Genomic DNA, 24,328 nt, shown 5'->3' with positions numbered 1-24,328 from the left:
CCCCTTCCGTCAATCATTCAAGCCATTGAGCCCCGGCGCTTAGGCCTTTTTGGGCGGCAGTGCCAGCTTGAAGACCTTGGCCCAGGTGGAGCCGACCTGCTTCCAGATCGGGCCCGTGGTGTACGGCAGTCCGTAGCGCCGGCAGATTTCCTGCACCTTCGGCGCCACCTCGGCGTAGCGGTTGGACGGGATGTCCGGGAAGAGGTGGTGCTCGATCTGGTGCGAAAGGTTGCCGGTCATCAGGTGCATGAACTTGGAACCGGAGATGTTGGCGGAGCCGATCATCTGCCGCACGTACCAGTCCCCGCGGGTCTCCCCTTCGACCATTTCCTCGGTGAAGGTGTCCGTGCCGTCGGGGAAGTGGCCGCAGAAGATCACCGCGTGCGCCCAGACGTTGCGGACGGCGTTCGCGGTCAGGGTGCCGTAGAGCGCCTGCTTGCCGGAGCCGGTCAGCATGGCGACGGCGGGAGTGGCAGCGTAGTCCTTGGTGAACTGCGTGAGCGCCTTGCGGCCAAGGGCCTTGAGGTCCTTGGTGAGGGCTTCCTTGGACTTCTTGCCCTCTTTGTAGTCGTTGAGCTCGAGGTCATAGATCGCGATGCCCCACTCGAAGACCGGTGCCAGCAGGGCGTTGTAGAGCGGGTTGCCCAGGTTGAACGGCTTCCACTCCTGGTCCGCGTCCATCCGCAGCAGGTTGTATCCGACGTCGTTGTCCTTGCCGATGACGTTGGTCCAGCGGTGGTGCAGATCGTTGTGGGTATGCTGCCAGGCCCGTGCCGGGGTGACGAAGTCCCATTCCCAGGTGGTGGAGTGGATGTCCGGGTCCCGCATCCAGTCCCACTGGCCGTGCAGGATGTTGTGCCCGAGCTCCATGTTTTCCAGGATCTTGGCGAAGCTGAGCAGGGTGGTCCCGGCGACCCAGGCCGCCTTGTGCTTGCTGACCAGCAGCGTGGCGCGGCCGGAAATCTCCAGTCCGCGCTGGATCTTGATCATGCGGCGGATGTAGGCGGCGTCGGACGCCCCGCGCTTGGCGAGGATGTCGTCCTTGATGGCGTCGAGCTCACGGCCCAGCTCGGCGATCTGCTCGTCGGAGAGATGCGCGGCGGCCGGGGGCCGAAGTGTCGGGCTGCCCGTCTCAGCCAGGGCGCCGGGCCGCGTCTTCACGGCTGCGGGCGCCTTGGGCTGGGGAGCGTCCTCGGAAAGGTCAGGCTTGTCGGAAACAATCGTCATGCTGGTACTCCTCAGAGGTCGAGGTTAACGGGTCCGGCGGCTGCCGAAACACACGTCTGGATTAGTTGGCCGGGCTCGCCATGGACTTCGTCCGTGCGCAGGTCACGAACCTGGCCGGCCCGGAGGGGGATAAGACAGCTGTGGCAGATGCCCATGCGGCAGCCGCTGGGCATTAGGATACCGGCGTCCTCGCCGACGTCGAGCAGCGGGGTGTCGCCGTCGGCTTCGACTTCGCGGTCCGAGGACTCGAAGGTGACCAGACCGCCGTCGTGCCCTGCACCGCCGGCCAGCTTGGTGCTGAAGCGTTCGATCGTGAGGGTGGCCTCCGAGGCGGGTTCCGCGGTTGCGGTCTCCGTCTCCCACAGGGCCTCGGCGTCGTCCAGGAAACCTTCCGGGCCGCAGGCGTACGCGGCGCGCTGGCGCCAGTCCGGGCACAGCTCTTCCAGTCCGGCAACGGAGCTGAAGTCAATCCGCCCGCGTTCCCCGGTGAACCAGTGGATGACGCGGAAGTTGGGAAACTGGTCCGCGAGTTCGGCCAGTTCCTCGCGGAAGATGGCGTCCTCTGGGGTCCGGGCGGTGTGGATGAGGACGACGTCGGAGTCCGGACGGTGCGGGACGAGCGTGCGGATCATCGACATGACCGGGGTGATGCCGCTCCCGGCGGTGAGCATCAGCAGCGGGCGCGGATGCTCCGGAAGGACGAAGTCGCCCTGCGGCGGCGCCAGGAAGAGCACGTCGCCCGGTCTGGTGTTGCGCACGAGCGTCCCGGAGACGGCCCCCATATCACTGACAGTGATGGCCGGGTCCTGCCCGGCGGGGGCGCTGAGCGAGTAGGACCGCCAGTGGCGGACACCGTCGAGCTCGACGCCTATACGGGCCCACTGGCCGGCAAGGTGTGCTTGCCAGCCGCGGCCGGGACGGAAGAAAATGGTGGCGGAATCGGCCGTTTCTGGAACCACCCTCGTTACCACGCCGCGCAATTGGCGGGCGGAAAACACAGGATTGAACAGCGCCAGAATGTCTTCTGGAGCTAATGGGGTGGTCAGTAGAGATGCGGCGCGCGCCAGCTTACGGAGCCGGATCATTCATCAATCTTATGTCAGATAGGGTCATAGTTCTTCACCCAAGGCATACGATCGACGTAAAGAAACTATCTCCCCGCAACAACTTTGGAACAGCCTTATGAACGCTTCCCCGACGGCGGCGCCGGCCTCCCCCGCCTCCCCCGCCTACGACCCTCCGTGGCTCGCCCTGCCGCGAGAGGTCAGCGACGTGCTCCGGCCGATGATGCCGGGCATTGTCGAGGCCATCATCGACGCCGTGCCGCAGCTCGTGCCGGCCTACGCCCGGCCGATCGAAGGCCGCTTCGGGCGGGGGCTGCGCCGCGGCGTGGCAGCGGCGCTGGAGCGCTTCCTGCAGCTCCCGGGCACCCGGCTGCCCGCCCTCTCGGAGGAAAGCAGGCAACTCGTGGCCGGGCTGGGGAGCGGCGAATTCCGCCAGGGCCGGAGCATGGATGCGCTGCTGAGCGCGTACCGGACGGGGGCCCGCGTGACTTTCCGCGAGATGTCCCGGGTGTCCGTGGAACATCACCTTGGCCAGACCGTTGTGGTGGATCTGGGCGAATCGATCCTGGCCTACATCGACGAGCTGTCCGCGGTCAGCGCCGAGGCGTACGCCTTCGAACAATCCGAACGGGCCGGCGCGGTGGACCGCCGGCGCACCGAACTGCTCGATCTGCTCCTGCTGGGCCAGGCCGATGAGGCGGCCCTGCGCCAGACGGCCGCCATGGCGGACTGGTCGCTGCCGCAGCGGATGGTGGTGGTGACCCTGCCGGTGAACCGGTCTGCCGGGCTGCGGATCCGGCTGGGGGCCGGAACGCTGATCATCGAACGCGAGACCGACGCCGTCGCCCTGGTTCCGGCACGGCAGTCCCGGGCCGCGCGGGCGGACCTGGAAAAGGCGCTGCGCGGCCGCGGGGCGGCCGTCGGGCCGGCCGGAGGCTGGGAAAAGGTCCCGGATTCGCTGCGTCTGGCGGTGCTGGCAGCTTCCGTGCTGCCGCCGCGGGACGGCCCTGATGACCCGCCGATCTGGGCCGACGAGCATCTGGCCGAGGTGATTCTCGGGGCCGAGCCCTCTGCGATCGCGGAGCTCGCCAACCGCCGCCTGGCGCCACTGGAGGGGCTGCGCCCGGCCCAGCGCGAGCGGCTGGCGGAGACGCTGCTGTCCTGGCTGCGGCACTGGGGCCAGCGTGGCCCGGTCGCGGCAGAGCTGGGCATCCATCCGCAGACCGTGGGTTACCGGGCGGCACAGCTGCGCGAGCTGTTCGGGGACACGCTGGAGGATCCGAAGGCACGGTTCGAACTGGAATTGGCGCTCCACGCCGGCCGGCGTTAAGCAGAGCAGGCGTTAAGCAGAGCCGTCGTTACACCCAGCAGGCGTTAAGCAGAGCCGTCGTTACACCCAGCAGGCGTTAGACAGCGCAGGCGTCAGACATTGCCGGCGTTACACCCGGCGGCAGCCGGCGCCCGGCCGTCGGCTACGCCTGGCGGGTGAGCGCTTCCCGGCTCTGCAGCCGCAGCTCAAGGTCGTTCATCACGATCGCGGCCAGGTCCTGTAGCGCCCGGGTGTCCTCTGCGCTGAACTCCCGCGGTTCCCGGTCCAGGATGCAGAAGGTGCCCAGGTTGTAGCCGTCCGGGGTGCGCAGCGGAACCCCGGCGTAAAACTGCAGGCCGAAGTCGCCGGCCACCAGCGGGTTGGCGAGCGTGCGGGGATCCCTGGCGGCGTCCTTGATGACCCAGGTGTCATCCTGCAGGATCGCGGAGGCGCACAGCCCCGGGTCGCGGCTGATCTGGGTGACCTCGGTTCCGTGGTGGGCCTTGAACCAGATCCGGTCATGGTCCACCACGCTGACGATCGCCATGGGGACCGAAAACATCCGGGCCGCGAGGCCCGCGATCCGGTCGAAGGCGCCGTCCGCCGGGGTGTCCAGGATCCGGTAGCGCTCGACCGCGCGCATCCGGCCTTCCTCGTCCGAGGGCACCGGCGCCGGGTCCATACGGTGGCGCGCGGCGCTGTTGATGACTTCCTGGCGCAGGGCCAGCGACACTTCCCGGGCGTGCGGGCGCTGCGCCGGGTCGCGGGCCAGCATGGAGGACAGCAGCGCTACCCACATGGGGGCGAGCTCCTCGGGGATCTTCGGGTCGTTGAGCAGCCGCGCGACGGCGGACTGGATGGGAGCGCCGGGGTACACCATTTTTCCGGTCAGCCCCTCGAGCAACACCAGGCCGAGCGAATACACGTCGCTGAGCGGGCCGACCGGTTCGCCGGCCGCCTGTTCGGGGCTGAGGTAGGCCGGTGTCCCGGAGGTCCCGCCTTCGTCCGAGATTGGGCCGCTGCGGGTGAAGACGGCGACGCCGAAATCGGTGAGCTTGGCCCGCGGGCGCCGGTCCTCGTTGCTGTAGTTAACCAGCAGGATGTTCGCGGGCTTGACGTCCCGGTGCACGATGCCGTGGTGGTGGATGTAGGAAAGCCCGTCCGCGAGGTCGTAGCCGATGTGGGCCATGTGCACCGCCGAGAGCGGGCCCTGGGCGCCACGGTAGCGCAGGTCCTGCCCGCGCACCAGCTCCATCACCAGGTAGGTGAGCCGGTCGTTCGGGTCGCTTAGGTCGGCGCCGGCGTCGAAGAGCGTAACGAGGGCGTGGTGGCTCATTCCGGCCAGGATGCGGATTTCCTCGCCCTGACGGCGGGTCTGCTCCAGACCGTCCGCGTCGTTGCGGAAGAGCTTGACGGCCACCTCGCGCTGCAGGAGTTCGTCGTAGGCCCGGAACACGGTGGACTGGCTGCCGCGGCCGATAAGGTCTTCAATCCGGTACCGGCCGCTCAGCAGGTACCCGGATTCCATGCGCTGCTTCGGGGTGGCCGGCGTGGCACGGGCCGGTTGTGAAATGAGCTCAGTCAAGTGGTGTTCGTGTCCCTTATAGCGGGGTCCGCCGGTGGCGCCGGGCGGATCAGTCCAAAACCGGCATTCGTGAAAATCCGGCGCCCGCATAATTAGCAAGGTTACTTATGATACCGCGGTTTCCTGTTTCGGAAAGACCTGCGGGCTGCCCATTTTGTCCGCCCTCAGGCGGCCCCGGCTGCTACTTGGCGGGGTTGTGGGTGCCTATCGGCAGCAGCGTCAGGTCGGGGTGGTTCTTCTCGATCCGGCGCAGGGCCCACACATCATTGAACAGCGCGAGGTACTCGCCGTCGGAGCGCAGCAGCACCTCGGCGCCGGGCACGTTGGCCAGCGCCGGCATGGCGTCCGCCGTCGAGATCCTGGCGATGGAGTACTGCAGGCGCTCCAGGCGCATCGGCGCGCTGAAGTCGTGGGCCATACGGTCCTCCACCACTTCGAACTGCATGGGCCCGACGGCGGCCAGAACCGGGGCCTGGTCGCCGCGGACGTCCGAGCGGAGCACCTGGATGACGCCCTCGTGCTCGAGCTGCTCGATGCCGCGGCGGAACTGCTTGAAACGGCTGGGGTCCTTGGAGCGTGCCACCTGGAAATGCTCCGGCGCGAACAGCGGAATGGCCGGGAACTCCACCGGCTCCTCCAGGAACAGGCTGTCGCCCACCCGCAGCGAGGAGGCGTTGACGAGTCCCACAACGTCCCCGGGGAAGGCCTCGTCGATGACCTCGCGTTCCCGTCCGAAGACCTGCTGGGCGTACTTGGTGGCGAAGGACTTGCCGGTCCGGCCCTGGGTGACCACCATGCCGCGTTCGAATTTGCCGGAACAGACCCGGATAAAGGCGACGTGGTCGCGGTGGGCCTTGTTCATGCCGGCCTGGACCTTGAAAACGAAGCCTGAGAAGGGCGCATCGACGGGCCGCGAGGCGCCTTCGACGTCGGGCCGCGGGGCAGCTGGCGGGGCGAAATCCACAAGCGCGTCGAGGATTTCCTTTACGCCGAAGTTCAATGCGGCGGAGCTGAAGAGGATCGGGGTGGCCTTGCCGGCGTGGAAGGCGTCGACGTCGAACTCGAGGTTGGACTCGATGACCAGCCCGGCCTCGTCGACGGCGTTGGACCAGTCATCGCCCTGGCTTACCGCGGCCTGCTCCGGGGTGAAGTATTCGGTGAGGGCGATGTTGGCGCCGGCGTTGTTGCGCTTGAACTGCGCGAAGCGGTCATTGCGCAGGTCCCAGACGCCGCGGAAGTCACCCGAGATGCCAACGGCCCAGGTCAGCGGCATCGGCTGCAGGCCGGTGCGTTCGGTGATCTCGTCCATGAGGGCCAGTGCGTCCAGGCCCGGCCGGTCCCACTTGTTGATCACGGTGATGATGGGCAGGTTGCGCTGCTTGCAGACCTCGAAGAGCTTCATCGTCTGGGTTTCCAGGCCCTTGGCGGCGTCCACAAGCATCACGGCGCAGTCGACGGCGGCCAGCACCCGGTAGGTGTCCTCGGAGAAGTCTGCGTGGCCGGGGGTGTCCAGCAGGTTGATCACGGTGTCCCGGTAGCCGAACTGCAGGGCCGCGGAGCTGATCGAGATGCCGCGGTCCTTTTCCATCTGCATCCAGTCCGAAACCGTGTCCTTGCGGTTGGACTTGCCGCTGGAGGCACCGGCCGTGCCGATCACCTTCGCGTGCAGGGCGAGCGCCTCGGTCAGCGTGGACTTGCCGGCGTCAGGGTGTGAAATGACAGCGAAAGTCCGACGCCGGGCCGCCTGCTTGTGAATCTCCTGGACTCGGGCGGGGCTAAGGACTTCTTGGGACACGGTGCTACTTTCGCTGCGGCGTTGAATGGTTGCGCTCCCGGGTTGGCGGGAATCCGGCTGGCCCGGTGGGATCGCGTGTTGTTCTGCGTGGCTGTGCGGGACTGCTGTGGAGGATTGCTGGGGCGCGGCGCCGGGTAGCCGACGGAACACCCAAGGCTTCCAGTTTATCGCAGCCCGCCCCGCCCCCGCGAAGCGGGAGGAATGGCGGCGCGAAGCCGGAGCGCGGCTGCTCGAAAAGTACGGGCCCGGGCGTCCGCCCAAAGTGCCGTTCCGGAGGCGCCCCTGCGGACGCCCCAATGGACCACTTTGGGGCTTGTCCGTGCGGAAGTTGGCCCGCTTTACCTCTACTATGGGGAGAGCGGGGAACCGAGTACTTTTGATCCTGCCGGCAATCACTGGAAACCGGCGCACTTGCGGGCTGCGGCCTGCACCTTTGAAGGGAACGTCTATGGCTCGGAGCCCTGAAGATTCACTCAAGGCGACCCTGGGCCGGGTGGCACCGGGCACCGCTCTCCGCGACGGCTTGGAGCGCATCCTCCGCGGACGGACCGGCGCCCTGATCGTCCTGGGCATCGACCGGACCATCGAATCCATCTGTTCCGGAGGCTTCGACATCGGCATCGATTTCTCCCCCACCCGGCTGCGGGAACTGGCCAAAATGGACGGCGCCATCATCTGCGACAAGGACGCCAGCAACATCCTGCGCGCGGCCGTGCAGCTGGTCCCCGACTCCAGCATCGAGACCCAGGAGTCCGGCACCCGGCACCGGACCGCGGAGCGCGTCGCCATCCAGACGGGCGTTCCGGTCATCTCGGTCAGCCAGTCCATGCAGATCATCGCCCTCTACGTGAACGGGCTGCGGCACGTCCTGGAGGGCTCGGAGAAGGTCCTGGCCCGCGCCAACCAGGCACTGGCAACCCTGGAACGCTACCGTTCGCGTCTGGACCAGGTGACCAGTTCCCTCTCGGCCCTGGAAATCGAGGCCATGGTGACGGTCCGCGATGTCGCCGTCACCCTGCAGCGCCAGGAGATGGTCCGCCGGATTTCCGAGGAAATCTCGCAGTACGTGCTCGAACTCGGCGAGGACGGGCGGCTGCTCTCGCTCCAGCTGGACGAACTGACCGTGGGCCGCGGCCCCGGCAGCGACGTCATCATCCGCGATTACTCGGGTCCCGACGCGACCGCCGACGACATCGACAAGGCCGTGAAGGCACTCGTGAGCCTGGGTCCCACCGAACTGATCGACCTGGGCAAGATCGCCGGGATCGTCGGCTTCGCCGGCGGCGAGGCCAACCTTGACGCCGTCGTCCAGCCGCGCGGCTACCGGCTGCTGTCCGGGCTGAAGGCCGTACCGAAGGCCGTCGCGGACCGACTGGTGGACCACTTCGGCGGCCTTCAGTTCCTGATGGCGGCCACGATCGATGACCTCATGACCGTGGACGGCATCGGCGACCAGCGCGCCCGGACGGTCCGTGAAGGCCTGAGCCGGATGGCCGAGGCAAGCCTGCTGGATCGCTTCCTCTAACCCCCGTCGAGTGCTCCGCAACTGCCCTTTTGGGGCCCCAAAAGGGCGCCCATGGAGCAATCGATGGGAATTAGTCCATGGGAATTGGTCGATTGGGATTAGTTGAGCTGGAACACGGCCTTGGGGCTGGTTTTGTTCGCCAGGCGTGCGGTGAAGACGTAGTACGCGCCGCCCGCCCCCGGCTTTGCCTCGATCGGGGCGCAGCCTTGGACGGTGCGGTTGCGCTGCCACGGGAAGTTCGCCGTCTCGCTTTGCCCCGGCGCGATGGTCTTGATGAGCTCGGTGGGGTCGGTCTGGCAGTCAGTGGACGAAAAAATCCGGTCCGAGCCGCTGGTGATCAGGAATTCCATCTGTGATGTCCCGATATTGACCTGACACGGCACCTTGTTGCCGTTCGTCACCTTGAGTGTGAGCAGCGGGTTCTCGCCCTCCGCGTAGGAGGCCTTGTCCGTGGCGGCCGTGACGGTCAGGAGGTTCTGCTCGCAGCCGTTCCCGGTCGGTGTTGCCGAAGGGGAAGGCGTGGTTTCCGGGCCGGCGGCCGGTAGCGTTTCCTGGCCCGAGAGGGCCGTGCCCCCGCCGGAATTGGACTGCCCGGCATTGACAACACTGGAGACGGCGGCGAATCCGCCGAAGGCGACGGCGATCACGAGCAGCAGGGCGGCGCCCACGAACAGCCGGCGGCGGCGGTAGACGGGACTGGCCGGTTTCCGCGCAGCTTTGCCCGCAGCTTTACCCGCGGGCTTGCCGTCGGGCTTCCGCGCAGGCTGGCGCGCCGGTTTCCGGCCCGAGGATGCTCCGCTGCCGGAAGTCCCCGGGCGGGAACCGTGAGTTCCTGAATTGTCGTGCCTGCCCATCCTTCTAGGCTAGAGAACCGCGCCGGGTATGGGGCCCTCCCACGCCGCAGGCAGTGTGTGGCCCTCGTCTATTACGCTGGATCCATCAAAGCTCTAGCCGATTCCCCCACCGCCCTCGCCGCCCCCGCCTCAGTGCTTCCGGCCGACCTTCCCGCGGCTGCTCCGCTGACCGCCCTCCATGAGGCTCTCGACACCTGGTTCGGGGCCAACGCCCGGGACCTGCCGTGGCGGGCGCCGGAATGCACCCCGTGGGGCGTGCTGGTCAGCGAGATCATGCTGCAGCAGACGCCAGTGGTGCGGGTGCTGCCGGTCTGGGAGGAATGGCTGCGGCGCTGGCCCGCGCCCGCCGACCTGGCCCGGGAGCCCGCCGGCGAAGCGGTCCGGGCCTGGGGACGGCTGGGCTATCCGCGGCGGGCCCTGCGGCTGCACGCGGCCGCCGCCGCCATCGGCGCCAGCCACGGCGGAAACGTTCCCGGCACGTACCCGGAACTCCTGGAGCTGCCCGGGGTGGGCAGCTACACCGCGGCGGCCGTCGCCGCCTTCGCCTTCGGGCGCCGCGAAACCGTGGTGGACACCAACATCCGCCGCGTGCACGCGCGCCTGTTTTCCGGCGCGGCCCTGCCGTCGCCGGCGCTCACCGCCGCGGAGATGCGGCTTGCCGCGCAGGCACTGCCCGACGACGCCGGCCCCTCCGTCCGCTGGAACGCCTCCGTTATGGAGCTGGGAGCGCTGGTGTGCACGGCGAGGTCGCCGAAGTGCGGGGAATGCCCGGTCAGCGGCTCCTGCGCCTGGCTCGCAGCCGGGGAGCCGCCGCCGACGTACACGCCCAAGGGGCAGTCCTGGCACGGAACGGACCGACAGGTGCGGGGTGCGGTGATGGCTGTCCTCCGCGTGGCCGAGTCGCCGGTGGCCGCCGAGCTCTTCCACCGGGCGCCGGCGGATCTTGGCTTCGAACCGGCCGGGATCGGAATTCCGCTGGCCGCCCTGCACCGGCTTGGCTGCGCCCCGGAACAGCTGGACCGCGCGCTGGCCGGGCTGCTGAGCGACGGGCTGGCCGAACTGCATCCCGCAGGTTTCCTGCTGCCCGCCTGATCCCCCTGCCCGCCTGATCACCCCAGGACGCCGGGCCCCAGGACGCCGGACCCTAGCTCGGCCGGGCTGCCGGAACTACCCTGAAGCATGCGCGCGTTCGCAGCACTCGTGGGCCTGGGTTGCACCGCCCTGCTGGGCGCCGGGTGCCAGCCCCAAACGGCGTGCCCGGCCATCGCCCAGGCACAGGTAGTGGCACTGACGGTGGCCCGGGAGTACGCCGGTTCCGTGAAGACAATCCGCCTCAAGGCCTGCCAGGACGGGCGCTGCACGGAGGCTGACCTTGAGCTGTTCCCGGGCAGCACCACGGTGGACCAGGGCTGCGAACCGGGACCGGACAAGGACCGTCCCTGTTCCGCGACCGCCACGCCGGACGGCACCATGACCGGGATGCTCATGCTGGATCGGCTCACGGAATCCCCCATCGAGGTGACGGCGGCAGGCACCGGCGCCGGCGGCCTCCCCCTGCCCGTCCGGACCCTGACGTTCACGCCGCGGGTGGCGTACCCGTACGGCGAACAGTGCGGCAGGTTCATCTCAGCCGGAGTGCTGCTGGATGCGGAAGGCCTCCGGGCCGTCTAAACCGCGTGGAGAAAGGTGGACACCATGAACTCACAAAACATCAGCCGCTGGATCCGGACCGGGCTGTGGGCGCTGCCGGTGTCGTGGCTTGTGACTGCCTGGTCCACGCTGGAGCCGCAGCCGAACCAGGAGAAGGACCCGGACGCCTGGGCGCGGTTTGTCAGCTCCGACTCCTACCAGTTCAGCCACCTGTTCGGCAGCACGCTGGGCACAATCCTGGCGATCTTCGGCGTCTTCGCACTGGGCTGCTGCCTGGCGAACTGCCGGGTGGGCGGCCTGGCGCTGGCGGCAATGGTCACCGCCGCCGCCGGCACCGCCCTGTTGCTGGTGCCGGCCGTGATCTCCACCTTCGTCACCCCCGCCCTTGGAAAGGCCTACCTGGCCGGAAACGAGAAGGTGATGCTGCTGGAATTCCCGGGGTCCATGACGGGGGCGTTCCTGATTGGCCTCGTGCTCGCTTTCCTCGGCAACATCCTGCTGGGGGTCGCGGTGTGGCGTTCCCACATGTTGCCGCGCTGGGCCGGGGCACTCTGGGCGGCCGGCGCCGTCGTGTTCTATCTCCTGGGCGTCGTCCTGGGGCAGGCGACGACGGGGAGCAGCCTGCCGACCCAGGCCGCAGGGGCGCTGCTGATGGCTGTTGCCGGCGTGTGGATCGCCTGGAGCGGCTCCCGGCACGCCACGGCAGCGCCGGACCTGACCGCGGCCGGTGCGGTCTGAGACCGGTCCGCTAAGGTTCGCCGAAGCCCGCCGTGATCAGTCCGCGCAGGTAGTCCACGGCTTTGCCTGCGTCCGGGCCGCTGGCTTCGACGTGCAGCACCGTTCCCTTGGCTGCCGCGAGCATCATCAGTTCGGTCATAGATGCGCCGTCGGCGCCGTTCACTGTCACCTCGGCGTCCATCCCGGAGAGTCCGCCAGCGATCTTCGCGGCCGGTCGGGCGTGCATGCCGGCCTGGTTGATGAGTTCGAAGTCCCCTGTCGCCTCCGGCGGCCGGTGCTCGTGAACGTGCTGTGCCGCGGCCGGGGGCCGGTAGACGGCTTCCGCTGCTTCCTTCACGCCCGCGGAATCCGCTCCGGCCTGCGCGGCCACGGCGGCCGCGACCAGACCTTCGACCAGGGGCGCGTCGGCCAGCAGCACGGAGGAGGGGTCCGCCAGGAATTCCACCGCGGATTCGGCCGTCATCACGGCCGAGCCCAGGTCCGTCAGGACGACGATGCCGTCGCTGTTGACATCCCCGGCCTGCTCCAGCGCCGCCATGACCCGCTCGAGGCTGGTGCCGATCCGGCCGTCGTCGGTGCCGCCGGCGGGAAGGATCAGCACGTCGGGCGCCATCTGGGCGGCAAGCTCGGCGGCGCCGTCGGCGATCTTTTCGCTGTGGGAGACGACGACGAGCTTGACGGTCATTCAGCTGCCCCGACGGCGGCGCGCAGGATCAGGGCACTGGAGACGGCGCCCGGATCCCGGTGGCCGATGCTGCGCTCCCCCAGATAGCTGGCACGTCCCTTGCGGGCGAGCATCGGGTCGGTGGAGACGGCCCCGGCCTCTGCCGCCTCGGCGGCGGCCACCAGGACCTTGAAAACGTCGCTGTCGCCGGCCGCGGCGGCGGCCGCGTCCACTGCCGGGGTCCAGGCATCAACCATCGTTTTGTCGCCCGATTCCGCCTTTCCGCGGGCCACGATCCCGTCCCGGGCAGCCTGGAACGCCGTGGCGAGGGTGGCGGCGTCGATGTCGGACGCCTCGCCCAGCGCCGTGCCCGCCCGGAGGAAGGCCGTGCCGTATAGCGGGCCGGCGGCTCCGCCGACCTTGGACATCAGGGTCATGGCGGTCAGCTTCAGGGCCGCCCCGGCCGTTTCCGGCGGCGCCTCGGCAATCTTTACCATCACGGCTTTGAACCCGCGGTCCATGTTCTCGCCGTGGTCCGAATCGCCGATCGGCCGGTCCAGCTCGATGAGCTCTTCCCGGTGCTCCGCCATGGCCTGGGCCGACAGGGTCAGCCAGCGGAGTGCCCAGTTGACGTCCAGCCCCACGGTCAGACCCCCCAGCGGAGGGCCGGCGTGTGGACGGGGGCATCCCAGAGGCCCGTCAACTCATCGTCGAGGCGCAGGACCGTGATGGAACAGCCCTGCATTTCGAGGGAGGTGATGTAGTTGCCCACGAGTGACCGTGCCACGGTGACGCCCTGCGCGGCCAGCTGCTGCGCGGCGCGGCGGTAGACGATATAGAGCTCGCTCTGCGGGGTGCCGCCCATGCCGTTGACGAACAGGAGCACCGTGTCCCCGGACGCCAAGCCGAGGTCGCTGACGACCGGTTCGAGCAGGCGGTCGGTGATGCCGTCGGCGTTTTCCATCGGGATGCGGTGCCGGCCGGGCTCGCCGTGGATGCCGATGCCGATCTCGATTTCGTTTTCCTCCAGGACAAAGCTGGGCGCACCCGCATGCGGGACGGTGCACGCGGTCAGCGCGACGCCCATGCTGCGCACGTTTTGGTTGACCCGGTCGCCGATGGCTGCGACGGCGTCGAGGTTGTCCCCGCGCTCGGCGGCGGCACCGGCCATTTTTTCCACCAGCACGGTTCCGCCCACGCCGCGCCGTCCGGCGGTGTACAGCGAGTCCAGCACCGCGACGTCGTCGTTGACCAGCACTGTGCGGACCTCGACGCCTTCGGCCTGGGCAAGCTCCGCAGCGGTCTCAAAGTTCAGGACGTCGCCCGTGTAGTTCTTCACGATGTGCACGACGCCGGCGCCTGAGTTGACGGCGAGCGTTGCCGGAAGGATCTGGTCGGGTGTTGGCGAGGTGAACACGGCGCCCGGCACCGCGGCGTCGAGCATCCCCAGACCGACGTAGCCGCCGTGCAGGGGCTCATGCCCGCTGCCGCCGCCGGAGACCAGCCCGACCTTTCCTGCCACCGGCGCGTCTTTGCGCACGATGTACTTGGGGTCCGCAAAGACGGTCACGAGGTCGGCATGGGCAAGCCCGAAGCCCTCCACTGACTCGTCAACCACGGCGCGGGGATCATTGATGAGCTTCTTCATGGCGTGCTCCCTGGATGGTGTCCTGGCTGCTTGGTTAGACCCTACTACCGGGGCCCCTGCCAGCGGTAGGCTCCGGATTCACAACCTCGGGAACGGAATCGGGTGCTGCCGGACGGCCGCTTTCCCCGGATCCGCGGGTGCCTCAGCTTGGTTTATCGGCCCACAGCGGGAAGGTCGGCCAGGCGTCGCTGCCAAGCCAGGAGAACGGCGGCGCGTTGAGTCGCCCCTGATCGGTTCCGGGCGCCGGCCCGGGGCCGGACGCGAGGTCCGGGCGATGACCCGCCGGGCCCTCGGCGGTGACTTCCCGGGTATCCGGATCCGTGGTGTGGTGTGCTGGCGCCCCGCCGGCGATGGTCATTTGGAATGCGGAGAAATCTGGAAAAGTCACGCGTTCGTGCAATTTCTTGCCTCCGGATGTCGGGTGGTCCACCCCCTGGACCGGGATCAGTTTATCCATCAAATTTATAGATGGGAAGACCTGGTCCGTGGTGGCCTGTCCGGGCGCGGTTTTACAGGGTTTTGATCATCCGGGTATTGCCGAGCGTATTGGGCTTCACCCGCGCCAGGTCGAGGAACTCGGCAACGCCCTCATCGTGCGAGCGCAGCAACTCCGAATACACGACCGGGTCGACGGCGGTCTGGTCGGCCATGACCTCGAAGCCGTGCTTTTTGAAGAAGTCCACCTCGAAGGTCAGGCAGAAGACACGGGACACCCCCAGCGCCTTGGCGTCCTCCAGCAGGCGCTCAACGAGCAGGTGTCCCACGCCTTTTCCGCGCCAGGCATCTGAGGCCGTAAGGGTGCGCACTTCGGCGAGGTCCTCCCACATAACGTGCAGCGCCCCGCAGCCGATCACCTCGCCGTCCGGGGACTCGGCGATCCGGAACTCCTGCAGGCTTTCGTAGTAGGCCACGGTTTCCTTAGCCATCAGGATCCGCTTCTCGGCCAGCGGCGCCACGAGCGTCTTGATCGCCCCGACGTCGCTGGTGCGGGCAGGGCGGATGCGGATTGTCTCAGTCACAGCCCAATCCTACGGGGGACGCTTACCCTGGTTCGGAAAATGGCGCCTGGGGCACCAGCCTCCGCGCCGGACGGCGGCGGCCTAGAGGCCCAGCTCGGCGGGCACCGGCAGATCCTTGTCCAGCAGGTTCCTGGCGAGGAAGTGCTCGACTACGCCGTACCAGACCTTGGCGTGCTGCGGCTGGAGGATCCAGTGGTTCTCGTCCGGGAAGTAGAGGAAACGGTGCTCGGACTCGCCGTTCTCGTCGGCGGCGAGCAAGGACTTGGAGAGGAGCTCGTACCAGAGCCGCAGGCCCTCGCCGATCGGGACGCGGTAGTCCTTGTCGCCGTGGATGACGAGCATGGGGGTGCTGATGTTCTCCACGTGCAGGTGCGGGGAGTTCTCCAGCGCCATCTGGGCCGTCATCTCCTTGAGCCAGTATTGCGCGGCATCCGTGGTGGGGCCGAACTGGTCCAGTGCCCAGAGGCTGGCGTGGGTGACGATCGCCTTGAACCGGTCTGTGTGGCCGGCCACCCAGTTGGCCATGTAGCCGCCGAAGGAGCCGCCCATGGCGGCGGCGCGCGTCTCGTCGATGTCCGGCCGCTGCACGACGGCGTCGGTGATGGCCATCAGGTCGGTGAACGGGGCCTTGCCCCACGCGCCCCAGCCGCGCTGGATGTGGTGCTGGCCGTAGCCGGTGGAGAGCGCCGGGTCCGGCAGCAGCACGGCGTAGCCCTGCGCCACGAGCAGCCAGGGGTTCCAGCGCCACGTCCAGGCGTTCCAGGAACCGAGCGGGCCGCCATGGATCCAGAGCAGCAGGGGGGCCGGGCGGCCGGCCGAGGCGCCGTCCGGAAGCGCCAGGTATGCCGGAACGCGGGCGCCGTCGGCCGCCGTCGTTTCCACCCGTTCCAGCGAGCCCTGGTAGTGCGGGCGCTCAGCGGGGGCAGGGAGCCGGACGGTGTCGCCGCCGGCGAGGTCGATGCGCACCGCTTCCGGCGGAAATTCGTAGGAGCTGCGCAGCGCATAGGCGGTCCGGCCGTCCGGGGCGACCACGACGTCGGTGTAGGCGGCGGTGTCGGCGGTCAGGCGGGTGACCTGGCCCGCGTCGTCGTCCCCGCTCACGCTGATCCGGAAGACCGGCGAGGCGCCGTCCTCATCGGCGGTGACGAGCAGGGCCGATCCGTCCGGAAGCCAGGCGGCCGGGCGCGGCCAGCGGTCCCAGCCGTGCGCCAGCGGCACCAGCGCGGCGGCCGAAGCCGCTGCGGACACCGGGCCGGAGACGTCGAGCAGGTGCAGCCTGACCTGCGGGGCCGACTCGGGCGTGGTGTCGCTCTCGCTGAGCACCACCAGGGTGCGGCTGTCGGGGCTCACCGGCCCGGGGAAGTAGCTCATCCCCTCGGTGTCCAGCAGGACGATCCGGGTGCCGCTGGCGACGTCGATCGCGACGAGGACGGACCGTGAATTCGCGCGCGCGAGCGGCTTGGCGAAGCTGCTGTAAATGGTCTTGCCGTCCGGGCTGACGACTGACTCGGCATCGCGAAGGCCGGCACCGGCGTCGGGCGTCAGGTTCCGGAGCTGCAGCGGCGGAGCGGCGTCAACAGTTGTGGGCCTGCCCGGCTCCCGTTCCTCGCCGGGTTCGACGGCGAAAAGCCTCGGCTGGGCGGGCCCCAGATCGGCGTCCCAGTAGCGCACCGGGTAGCCGCTGTGCAGGATGGCGGCGACCTTGTTGTCCTTGCGCGCCGTGCGGCGCTCCTCGTCGTCGTCCTCATCCGTGGACCCCGCCAGCACGGCGGCGCTGACGAAAAGTGCGCCGGTGTCCTTCGCGGCCAGGAGCGCACTGACTCCACCGGCCCGGGTGAGCACAACGCGGGCCTCGCCGCCGTCCGCGGGCAGCACCCACAGGGCTTTGACCGGGTCCGCGTCGGGGGTTTCCGGGTCCGGGCGCGCGGAGGTGAAGTACAGCTCGCCGCTGGCGGCGAACACGGCGCCGGCCTCGCCCTTGGCGCTGCGGGTGATGCGGCGGGCCCGCTTCTGCCCGGCCGGATCCAGTTCCCACAGGGCAGTGCCGTATTCGGTGCCCTTGGCGTTCAGCGTGGCCACGGTGGTGACCAGACGGCTGCCGTCCGGGCTCAACGCCAGGCCCGCCACCCGCGGAATCGCGAGGTAATGGTCCAGGTCGTGGAAGGGGGTCTCGGGTTTTTCGCCCAGGGTCTCTGCATCGGGGGAAGCCATGCACCGATTCAACACCCCCTGTGCGCTGGATCACACCAATTTCACCCACAGTGAAACACTGCTTTCAGACCCGTCGGGGTGGCCCCGTTGGGTGCTCTCACCGCGTGGGCGCTGCGGCACCGGCACGAGGCGGCGCCACACCCGCACCCATCTGACGCAAATGGCCGCCAAAGCGGCCCCCATAACGACCATATGCGTCAGATGGCACAACAAAAGGCCCCGCCTTCCTTTTCGGGAAGACGGGGCCTTTGAGCCGATGCTTAGACGCTCGGAGCGATCTCCGGGATGCGCGGCTTGGTGTTGCCCGCGAAGGTGAACTTGGCGTCGTCGCCTTCGCCGTCCACATCCACTACAACAATGTCGCCGGCGTGGATTTCGCCGAAGAGGATCTTCTCGGAGAGCTGGTCCTCGATCTCGCGCTGGATGGTCCGGCGCAGCGGCCGGGCACCCATGGCGGGGTCGTAGCCGCGGGTGGCGAGCAGGATCTTGGCCGCGGGCGTGAGCTCGATGCCCATGTCCTTGTCCTTGAGGCGCTTCTCCAGCCGGCCGACGAACATGTCCACGATCTCGATGATCTCGTCCTGGGTCAGCTGCGGGAAGACCACAACGTCGTCAACACGGTTCAGGAACTCGGGACGGAAGTGCTGCTTGAGCTCCTCCGTGACGCGGGCCCGCATCCGGTTGTAGCCAGTCTGCGTGTCCGTGCCGGACTGGAAGCCGGTGGCAACGCTCTTGGAGATGTCCCGGGTGCCGAGGTTCGTGGTCATGATGATCACGGTGTTCTTGAAGTCCACCACGCGGCCCTGGGAGTCGGTCAGTCGGCCGTCTTCCAGGATCTGCAGCAGCGAGTTGAAGAGGTCGGCGTGCGCCTTCTCCACTTCGTCGAACAGGACAACGGAGAACGGACGACGGCGGACCTTTTCGGTCAGCTGTCCGCCCTCTTCGTAGCCCACGTAGCCCGGGGGGGCACCGAAGAGACGCGACACCGTGTGCTTCTCCGAGTACTCGGACATGTCCAAGGTGATCAGGGCGTCTTCCTCGCCGAAGAGGAATTCGGCCAGGGCCTTGGCGAGCTCGGTCTTGCCGACGCCGGTGGGGCCGGCGAAGATGAACGAACCACCCGGACGCTTCGGGTCCTTGAGGCCTGCACGGGTGCGGCGGATCGCCTGGGACAGGGACTTGATGGCCTCGTTCTGGCCGACGACGCGCTTGTGCAGCTCGTCTTCCATCTTCAGCAGTCGCGAGGACTCTTCCTCGGTCAGCTTGAAGACCGGGATGCCGGTGGAGTTCGCCAGAACTTCAGCGATCAGGTCCTCATCAACTTCGGAGATGTCGTCCATGCCGCCGGTCTTCCACTGGCGTTCCTTCTCGGCACGCTCGGCAATGAGCTTCTGCTCCTTGTCGCGCAGCGAGGCGGCACCTTCGAAGTCCTGCGCGTCTATCGCGGATTCCTTCTCCAGCTTCATGGCGGCGATCTTCTCGTCCATGATCTTGAGCTCCGGCGGGGCCGTCATCCGGCGGATGCGCAGCCGTGCACCGGCCTCATCGATCAGGTCGATCGCCTTGTCCGGCAGGAAGCGGTCCGAGATGTAGCGCTCGGAAAGGCTCGCTGCCGAGGCGAGGGCGCCGTCGGTGATGGTGACGCGGTGGTGCGCCTCGTACCGGTCGCGAAGGCCCTTGAGGATCTCGATCGCATGCGCGACAGAGGGCTCCTTGACCTGGATCGGCTGGAAACGGCGTTCCAGCGCGGCGTCCTTCTCGATGTGCTTGCGGTACTCGTCCAGCGTGGTGGCACCAATGGTCTGGAGCTCGCCGCGGGCCAGCATGGGCTTCAGGATCGAGGCCGCATCGATGGCTCCCTCGGCGGCACCGGCACCCACCAGAGTGTGGATCTCGTCGATGAAGAGGATGATGTCGCCGCGGGTGCGGATTTCCTTGAGAACCTTCTTGAGGCGCTCTTCGAAGTCACCGCGGTAGCGGGAGCCGGCCACGAGGGACCCGAGGTCCAGCGTGTACAGCTGCTTGTCCTTGATGGTCTCCGGAACGTCGCCGCGAACAATCGCCTGGGCGAGGCCCTCGACGACGGCGGTCTTGCCGACACCTGGCTCACCGATCAGCACGGGGTTGTTCTTGGTGCGGCGCGACAGGACCTGCATGACGCGTTCCATTTCGGACTCGCGCCCGATGACGGGGTCCAGTTTGTTCTCGCGCGCAGCCTGGGTCAGGTTGCGGCCGAACTGGTCCAGGACGACGGAACCGGCAGGAGTGCCCTCGGCCTGGCCCGGGCCAACACCGGCTCCGGTGGTTTCCTTGCCCTGGTAGCCCGAGAGCAGCTGGATGACCTGCTGGCGGACGCGGTTGAGGTCCGCACCGAGCTTGACCAGCACCTGGGCGGCAACACCTTCACCCTCACGGATGAGGCCGAGCAGGATGTGCTCCGTGCCGATGTAGTTGTGTCCCAGCTGCAGGGCCTCGCGGAGCGAGAGTTCCAAGACCTTCTTGGCGCGGGGGGTGAAGGGGATGTGACCGGACGGGGCCTGCTGGCCCTGGCCGATGATCTCCTGTACCTGCTCGCGGACGCCGTCGAGCGAAATGCTCAAGGACTCAAGGGCTTTGGCAGCAACACCTTCACCTTCATGGATCAGACCCAAGAGGATGTGTTCGGTACCAATGTAATTGTGGTTCAGCATGCGTGCCTCTTCTTGGGCAAGCACAACTACGCGACGGGCACGGTCCGTAAATCGCTCAAACATTTCGCCACACTCCTAGCTACGACGTACTTTGATGCTACGTGGCCGGGTTCAAGATTTGTGGCTTGTTCGCCACAGGGGAAACCGGGACGCCTCCGCCGCGTCACATGGGGGCGCAAACGCGGGCCCGCCGGATCTCCGACAGGCCTGCCGGCCGGGGCTGAAGCAACGGCGAACGGCCCGACGGCGGGCGGGGCGCCGGGCGGGCGCCGGGCGCGGCGTCGGCCGGATCAGAACCGGACCCAGGCGCCTCGCCGGCCGGCTCCCCGACGCAATGGTGCCTCCGTGGCGACCCGTCAGCGTCAGAGCCCACACACGACAAAGCCCCCGACCCAGACGGGGGCAAAGTCATCGTTATTGCGCCGCGGCGCTGTGTCCGCGACGCGGGATTTGCCTAGACGGCTAGGAATTCGCCTTTTGGTAGGCTTCCTGAATTTCCGCCTGGATGCGTCCGCGGCTGTTTACCGCATAGCCGTTATCGCGGGCCCATTGCCGGATCTGGGCGGAGTCCTGGTTCCGGCCGGATGAAATTTTGGTGCGGGTGGCTCGGCCGCTTGAGGTCTTGCGTGCGTGGCCTACAAACCGCTCAACTGCCGAGCGCAGTTCTGCAGCATTTTCCGAAGACAGGTCGATTTCGTAACTGACGCCGTCCAAGCCGAACCGGACGGTCTCGTCCGCGGATCCGCCATCAAGGTCATCAACAAGGATGATTTTTACTTTCTGTGCCATTAAGACTCTCTTTCCAAAAGGATGAGTATTTAGGAAAAGCAGGATCTATCTGCTTAAAAGTATCCTCCGCTTAATGGCAACGAGTCAAAGTGAAAAAGAGTTTCCGAAGGAAAACCCAAGGTCGAATAGCCTGCTATTAGTTCAGGCCGCTGGAATGGCCGTGGTTGCGGAGCGTATCGGGCGCCTGGGCTTTTTCGTCAGCTTCCGCCTGGGCCCGCGCTTCCGCCTGGCGTTCGGATTTGTCGGCATTGAAAATCGATTTCATGGCGAACCAGAAAATCAGGCCGACGACCACGGAGGGAAGCAATACGGCGATGTACTCCATGGTCAGTGTCCTTCGGGCTTCAGTAGCGGGAACAATATTGTCTCGCGGATCCCGGCGCCGGTGAAGAGCATAACGAGCCGGTCAATGCCCAGCCCGATGCCGCCCATGGGCGGGGCGCCGTACTCCAGGGCCCGCAGGAAGTCCTCGTCCAGCTGCATGGCCTCGACGTCGCCGGCGGCGGAGCGGCGGGACTGCTCGGTGAGCCGTTCGCGCTGGATCACCGGGTCAATGAGCTCGGAGAACGCCGTGCCGCGCTCCATGCCGCCGATGATGAGGTCCCACGCCTCGATCAGCCGGTCGTCCTCGCGGTGCTGGCGGGCCAGCGGCTGGGCGGAGGGCGGGTAGTCGTAGACGAAGGTCGGGTTCAGCAGCGTCGGTTCGACGAGTTCGCCGAAGAGTTCCACGACGAGCTTTTCGGCATCCCAGTTGGCGTCGACCTTGACCTCGTGCTTGGCGGCGAGCGCCAGCAGTTCCGACGCCGGGGTCTCCGGGGTGATTTCCTGGCCCACAGTTTCGGAGAGCCCCGGGTAGACCGCCATCCAGGCCCAGTCGCCGTCGAGGTTGATCTCCCCGGCCTCGGTCTGCAGGACGCGGCCCACTCCGGCGGCGTCGGCGGCGTCGAGGATGAGTTCCTTGATCCGGTCCGCCATGACGAACTGGTCCGCCCACGCCTCGTAGCTTTCCAGGGTGGTGAATTCCGGGCTATGGGTGGAGTCGACGCCCTCATTACGGAAGACGCGGCCCATGTCGTAGACCCGGTCGATCCCGCCGACAACGGTGCGCTTGAGGTAGAGCTCGGTGGCGATCCGCAGCGTCATCTTCTGGTCGAACGCGTTCATGTGGGTCTCGAACGGACGGGCCGTGGCGCCGCCGTGGACCAACTGCAGCATCGGGGTTTCCACCTCGACGTAGCCCTGGCGGTGCAGGGTCTCGCGGATGGAGCGGGTGATCGCGGCCCGGGTGTAGACCATTTCGCGGGCTTCATCGCGGACAATGAGGTCCACGTAGCGCTGGCGGACGCGGGTCTCCTCGTTGAGTCCGGCGTGCAGCACGGGCAGCGGGCGCAGCGCCTTGGAGGCCATCGCCCAGGACTCGGCCATGACGGAGAGCTCACCGCGCCGCGAGGAGATGACCTCGCCCTTGATGAAGACGTGGTCGCCCAGGTCCACGAGGGACTTCCAGTCGGCGAGCGCGTCCTCGCCGATGTTGGCCAGGCTCAGCATGACCTGCAGCCGGACGGCCTTGCCGTCAACGCCGCCCTCCTGGAGCGTGGCGAAGCAGAGCTTGCCGGTGTTGCGGATGAAGACGATGCGCCCGGTCACCCCGACGACGTCGCCGGTGGTTTCGTCGGCCTGCAGGTGCGCGTACTTCTCCCGGATTTCACCCAGCGAATGGGTGCGCTCAACACCGACCGGATACGCCTCGACGCCGCGCTCGATCAGCTTGGCGCGCTTCTCCATGCGGATGCGCGTCTGCTCGCTGGCTTCATGGGAATCGGCGGCGGTATTCGGGGCGGAGGTGTTTTGGGAAGTCACAATCCCCAAGTTTACCGGGGATTCTGCCCGGGGCGGTCCCTCCCGGCCGGGGGCGGGTGCGGAATAGACTCAGGGCTGTGGAGACGCGGACCATCTGCACTGACGACGGCGAGGGGCGCCTCGAGCTGCACTCCTTCCGTCCGGCTCCCGGCCTGCCGCCCGGGCCCGGGATCGTGATCGTGCACGGCACAATGATCACTGACGGGCTGTACCGTCCGTTCGCGCGGACCATCAGTCGCTTGCTGGGCCGCCCGGTCCATTGCTACAACCGTCGCGGGCGCGCAGGATCCTCCCCGCAACCGGCCAGCTACTCGGTGGCCATGGAGGTCGGTGATCTGGCTGCGGTCATGCGGGAAACGGAATCGCGCGACGTGGTGGCACACAGCTACGGCGGCTTCTTGGCCCTCCAGGCGGCACGGACGCTGCCGATCCGCAGGATGGTGACCTACGATGCGGCGGTGTCCCTGTCCGGCAGCCTCACCCGGCGCTGGCGGCCCGAGCTGGAGCGTTCGGTTGCTGCCGGGCAACTCGACGACGCCTGGGCCCACCTCGTCCAAGGCATTGAGGTCGGCGGGCCCGTGTCCAAGCTCCCGCTCGGCGCGCTGCGGATGCTCAGCATCCTCTCCGCACGGACCACCAAGGGCGCCGAAATGCGCAAGTTGCTGCCCACCGCCGTCGCGGAGATGCGGGCAGTGCTGGACGCCGATGCCGAGCTGGCCGACTTCGCGGCGGTCACGATGCCCACCCTGATGCTGAGCGGGAGCTGGAGCCCGGAGTACTTCACCGAAACGAGCCGGCAACTCGCCGCCGCCATCCCTTCTATCGAATTTGCCGTGCTGCCAGGTCAGATCCACGAAAGCCCGCTCCGGCCCGGAATCCGGCTGCCCGGGGCGGTTGCGCGGTTCCTCCTTGCCGACGAAGGGAATCTCCACCGCCTCCCGGCGCGCAGGCGGCGGATCAAGCTGGGCCGCTGAGCGGCGCGCCTTTACAATCGGTGGGCGACCCTTTCGAAAGGACCCCCTTGGCCAAGCTCTACTTCCGCTACGGCGCGATGAACTCCGGCAAGTCAACGGGGCTGCTGCAGGCCGCCTTCAACTATGAGGAGCGCGGCCAGCGTGTCCTGCTGGCCAAACCGGATGTCGACACCAAGGGCGACGCCGACGTCGTGTCCCGTCTGGGCATGACCCGGTCGGTGGACCTCCTGATCCCGGCCGGGGCGTCCGCGCGGGAGCTGTTCACCGCCCACGCCCACGGGGATGACCCCGACGCCCTGCTGGAGCACGTGGACACCCAGCCGGTGGCCTGCCTGCTGGTGGACGAGGCGCAGTTCCTCGAACCGGCCCAGGTGGACGACCTCTTCCGGATCGCCGTCCTGGACAACGTTCCCGTGCTGGCCTACGGCATCCGCACGGACTTCCGCACCAGGGCGTTCCCGGGATCGCTGCGGCTCCTGGAAATCGCGCACACACTCGAGGAACTCAAGACCATCTGCCGCTGCGGCCGCAAAGCCATCTTCAACACCCGCCGGGCCGGAGACCAGGTGGTCTTCGACGGCGACCAGGTCGCGATCGACGGCCAGGACGTCTGGTACGAGTCACTGTGCGGCTCCTGCTACCTCGAGGTCTCCGGCGGGCGGCTAGGCGGCTAGCCGGCTAGCCCCTGCCGCCCGGCGCCCCGGACCCCTACTACGCCGTAGCTGC

The 24,328-nt window shown here is 67.8% G+C and carries 22 protein-coding genes; 7 read left to right on the top strand and 15 right to left on the bottom strand.

All coding sequences use genetic code 11. The features are described from left to right. Window positions 1-39: 39 nt before the first annotated feature. Both J2W14_RS02445 and J2W14_RS02440 read right to left on the bottom strand, forming a co-directional pair. A complete protein-coding gene (locus J2W14_RS02445; protein ID WP_307457860.1) occupies window positions 40-1,227 on the bottom strand; it encodes a fatty acid desaturase family protein in 1,188 nt (395 codons plus the stop codon). Window positions 1,228-1,238: 11 nt separating this feature from the next. After that, window positions 1,239-2,312 carry a ferredoxin reductase gene (locus J2W14_RS02440; protein WP_307457858.1) on the bottom strand — a complete coding sequence of 358 codons (1,074 nt, stop codon included), beginning with the start codon at window positions 2,310-2,312 and terminating at the stop codon, window positions 1,239-1,241. 97 nt (window positions 2,313-2,409) lie between these two features. Between J2W14_RS02440 and J2W14_RS02435 the strand changes: the two genes are divergently transcribed. Continuing rightward, window positions 2,410-3,621, top strand: a complete 1,212-nt coding sequence (locus tag J2W14_RS02435; protein ID WP_307457855.1) for a PucR family transcriptional regulator — start codon at window positions 2,410-2,412, stop codon at window positions 3,619-3,621. A 142-nt stretch (window positions 3,622-3,763) separates the two neighbouring features. Here J2W14_RS02435 and J2W14_RS02430 read toward each other — a convergent pair whose 3' ends face one another. Together J2W14_RS02430 and J2W14_RS02425 are read right to left on the bottom strand one after the other, a co-directional pair. Beyond that, window positions 3,764-5,185 (bottom strand): GAF domain-containing serine/threonine-protein kinase, encoded by a 1,422-nt coding sequence (locus J2W14_RS02430; protein ID WP_307457853.1) that lies wholly within the window; start codon window positions 5,183-5,185, stop codon window positions 3,764-3,766. 181 nt (window positions 5,186-5,366) lie between these two features. After that, the gene (locus J2W14_RS02425) at window positions 5,367-6,980 is read right to left on the bottom strand and encodes a peptide chain release factor 3 (RefSeq protein WP_307457850.1); all 1,614 of its coding nucleotides are present in this window, start codon (window positions 6,978-6,980) and stop codon (window positions 5,367-5,369) included. A gap of 448 nt (window positions 6,981-7,428) precedes the next feature. Between J2W14_RS02425 and disA the strand changes: the two genes are divergently transcribed. Further along, entirely contained in the window at window positions 7,429-8,505 is a 1,077-nt protein-coding gene (gene disA, locus J2W14_RS02420) for a DNA integrity scanning diadenylate cyclase DisA (RefSeq protein WP_307457848.1), read from the top strand. Window positions 8,506-8,603: 98 nt separating this feature from the next. On the opposite strand, the gene J2W14_RS02415 is transcribed toward disA, so the two are convergent. Next, complete coding sequence (locus tag J2W14_RS02415; RefSeq protein WP_307457846.1) at window positions 8,604-9,359, bottom strand: hypothetical protein; 756 nt, start codon at window positions 9,357-9,359, stop codon at window positions 8,604-8,606. A gap of 255 nt (window positions 9,360-9,614) precedes the next feature. On the opposite strand from J2W14_RS02415, the gene J2W14_RS02410 reads away from it, so the two are divergent. The 3 genes from J2W14_RS02410 to J2W14_RS02400 all read left to right on the top strand — a co-directional run bounded on the left by J2W14_RS02410 (window position 9,615) and on the right by J2W14_RS02400 (window position 11,747). Beyond that, the gene (locus J2W14_RS02410; RefSeq protein ID WP_370871180.1) at window positions 9,615-10,451 is read left to right on the top strand and encodes an A/G-specific adenine glycosylase; all 837 of its coding nucleotides are present in this window, start codon (window positions 9,615-9,617) and stop codon (window positions 10,449-10,451) included. Between the two features lie 87 nt (window positions 10,452-10,538). Further along, the gene (locus J2W14_RS02405) at window positions 10,539-11,030 is read left to right on the top strand and encodes a hypothetical protein (RefSeq protein WP_307457844.1); all 492 of its coding nucleotides are present in this window, start codon (window positions 10,539-10,541) and stop codon (window positions 11,028-11,030) included. Between the two features lie 24 nt (window positions 11,031-11,054). Continuing rightward, a complete protein-coding gene (locus J2W14_RS02400) occupies window positions 11,055-11,747 on the top strand; it encodes a hypothetical protein (RefSeq protein ID WP_307457842.1) in 693 nt (230 codons plus the stop codon). Between the two features lie 10 nt (window positions 11,748-11,757). Here J2W14_RS02400 and dhaM read toward each other — a convergent pair whose 3' ends face one another. The 10 genes from dhaM to lysS form a co-directional block, all read right to left on the bottom strand. After that, the gene (gene dhaM / locus J2W14_RS02395) at window positions 11,758-12,432 is read right to left on the bottom strand and encodes a dihydroxyacetone kinase phosphoryl donor subunit DhaM (protein WP_307457840.1); all 675 of its coding nucleotides are present in this window, start codon (window positions 12,430-12,432) and stop codon (window positions 11,758-11,760) included. Further along, the gene (gene dhaL / locus J2W14_RS02390) at window positions 12,429-13,055 is read right to left on the bottom strand and encodes a dihydroxyacetone kinase subunit DhaL (RefSeq protein WP_307457838.1); all 627 of its coding nucleotides are present in this window, start codon (window positions 13,053-13,055) and stop codon (window positions 12,429-12,431) included. The genes dhaM and dhaL overlap by 4 nt, the downstream gene beginning before the upstream one ends. A gap of 2 nt (window positions 13,056-13,057) precedes the next feature. After that, window positions 13,058-14,059 carry a dihydroxyacetone kinase subunit DhaK gene (gene dhaK / locus J2W14_RS02385; RefSeq protein WP_307457836.1) on the bottom strand — a complete coding sequence of 334 codons (1,002 nt, stop codon included), beginning with the start codon at window positions 14,057-14,059 and terminating at the stop codon, window positions 13,058-13,060. A gap of 142 nt (window positions 14,060-14,201) precedes the next feature. Beyond that, entirely contained in the window at window positions 14,202-14,447 is a 246-nt protein-coding gene (locus J2W14_RS02380; protein WP_307457833.1) for a hypothetical protein, read from the bottom strand. Between the two features lie 121 nt (window positions 14,448-14,568). After that, window positions 14,569-15,078 (bottom strand): amino-acid N-acetyltransferase, encoded by a 510-nt coding sequence (locus J2W14_RS02375; protein WP_307457830.1) that lies wholly within the window; start codon window positions 15,076-15,078, stop codon window positions 14,569-14,571. Between the two features lie 81 nt (window positions 15,079-15,159). Beyond that, window positions 15,160-17,289: a S9 family peptidase gene (locus J2W14_RS02370; protein ID WP_307457828.1), complete on the bottom strand. Its 2,130-nt coding sequence runs from the start codon at window positions 17,287-17,289 to the stop codon at window positions 15,160-15,162. Between the two features lie 260 nt (window positions 17,290-17,549). After that, entirely contained in the window at window positions 17,550-20,042 is a 2,493-nt protein-coding gene (locus J2W14_RS02365) for an ATP-dependent Clp protease ATP-binding subunit (protein WP_307457824.1), read from the bottom strand. Window positions 20,043-20,441: 399 nt separating this feature from the next. Beyond that, the gene (locus tag J2W14_RS02360) at window positions 20,442-20,768 is read right to left on the bottom strand and encodes a histone-like nucleoid-structuring protein Lsr2 (protein WP_307457822.1); all 327 of its coding nucleotides are present in this window, start codon (window positions 20,766-20,768) and stop codon (window positions 20,442-20,444) included. Window positions 20,769-20,904: 136 nt separating this feature from the next. Beyond that, window positions 20,905-21,093, bottom strand: coding sequence for a hypothetical protein (locus J2W14_RS02355; RefSeq protein WP_307457819.1), 189 nt, complete (start codon window positions 21,091-21,093; stop codon window positions 20,905-20,907). Window positions 21,094-21,095: 2 nt separating this feature from the next. Further along, window positions 21,096-22,628, bottom strand: coding sequence for a lysine--tRNA ligase (gene lysS / locus J2W14_RS02350; RefSeq protein ID WP_307457816.1), 1,533 nt, complete (start codon window positions 22,626-22,628; stop codon window positions 21,096-21,098). A 77-nt stretch (window positions 22,629-22,705) separates the two neighbouring features. Here lysS and J2W14_RS02345 point away from each other — a divergent pair, with 77 nt between their 5' ends. After that, a complete protein-coding gene (locus J2W14_RS02345) occupies window positions 22,706-23,602 on the top strand; it encodes an alpha/beta fold hydrolase (protein ID WP_307457812.1) in 897 nt (298 codons plus the stop codon). Between the two features lie 47 nt (window positions 23,603-23,649). After that, window positions 23,650-24,276, top strand: a complete 627-nt coding sequence (locus tag J2W14_RS02340) for a thymidine kinase (protein ID WP_307457809.1) — start codon at window positions 23,650-23,652, stop codon at window positions 24,274-24,276. The last annotated feature ends 52 nt before the right edge of the window (window positions 24,277-24,328 follow it).

The sequence above is a fragment of the Pseudarthrobacter oxydans genome (assembly GCF_030812335.1).
GTDB classification, from domain to species: Bacteria; Actinomycetota; Actinomycetes; order Actinomycetales; family Micrococcaceae; genus Arthrobacter; species Arthrobacter oxydans_B.
This window is presented reverse-complemented; position numbering and strand designations above follow the sequence as displayed.